The organism is Aeromonas sp. QDB68, from assembly GCF_027707405.1.
Taxonomy (GTDB): Bacteria; Pseudomonadota; Gammaproteobacteria; order Enterobacterales; family Aeromonadaceae; genus Aeromonas; species Aeromonas caviae.
Genome location: NZ_JAPCIQ010000216.1, coordinates 1 through 1,134, shown reverse-complemented (window position 1 = coordinate 1,134; position 1,134 = coordinate 1). Strand labels below are relative to the sequence as shown.

At 49.1% G+C, this 1,134-nt stretch carries 1 protein-coding gene; it reads right to left on the bottom strand.

The window, feature by feature from the left end:
• Positions 1–622 (bottom strand): hypothetical protein (locus PG892_RS22305; RefSeq protein WP_442865649.1); only part of this gene is annotated, 622 nt, incomplete at its 3' end.
• Between the last annotated feature and the right edge of the window lie 512 nt (positions 623–1,134).

Genomic DNA, 1,134 nt, shown 5'->3' with positions numbered 1-1,134 from the left:
AAAGCTTATCAGGGTGAGTGAGCATTCTACGCTTGCTAGGTCCTCCACCAGTAGATTTCACCCATTCACGTAACGTCAGTTCCTGCAACACAAGAGAGCAGGTGTACGCAGAAGTTTCGGCTTGCTCGGCCAGCTCTCTACCAGTTAGCCACCCATGACTATTCATCAGAAGCGAGTGGATTACACTTTCACGAGCTCCAGTGAAAAGAGCAATGCCCTGGGTGTTCTTTTTGGTACGGTGAGAAGGCTTTTCAATATTGATGAGCCAGCCGTCGTGCTTTAGATAAAGGCTGCCTCCTAGTTCGAATGAGGCGATATTCTGTTCCCTAAGCTCCTGCTTAGCCCCTGAGCTTAGTACGCCTGCCGCGAGCAATCCAATCGCGTCGTGACTATGATGAGTGTCGCGTATGCGCCTGTGGAGCTGGTACACTGCATTTCTTAAGTCTCTTGGATAGACCTCTCTTTTGACTTCGACGAATACCAGTAGGGTTTTACTCGGAGCCTTTATCTCGATCATGCCATCAAGCTCAACCCCAACCCCACGAAGCTCGTGCGAAGCATTGTGCACCGAGGCTTCAGGGCCGAATGCCCCAGCAAGAGCCTCAACCAGTGCATCCAACATCTGCCTTTCGAATTCGAACCCCGAATGATGTGAGTAACGTTCCATAACCTTAGCCCCCATAGCATTATTAGCTGTACAGCAAAAAACGCCTTTTCAGCTAATGTTTAGGCCTTATCGTATCATTAGCTGAACAGCTAACAACCCTCTATAGGCTAAGTTTTGTATATTCTATCCTGTATTGACCAGAATGCCCGCATGGATGAGGTGTGCGGAATCGTTCCTTTCCCGACGATGATCCTGGGCTTTCAAGATCACAAACGTAGGTACATCGGTATACCGCACAGCTTCCATCGCGAAAGGCCGTTGATATGACCTCAATATGGGGAATAGCTGAACTTCCCTGGCTGGTTCAGGTTGCCACTATGGGAAATACCTGAACTTTGTAGTGCGCCAGGGGTCGATAGGGTCTCTATATGGGGCAGCTGAACTTCCCTGACTGGTTCAGATAGCCACTATGGGAAATACCTGAACTTTGTGGTGTGAGTGGGAGGTCGATATGACTTCAATATGGG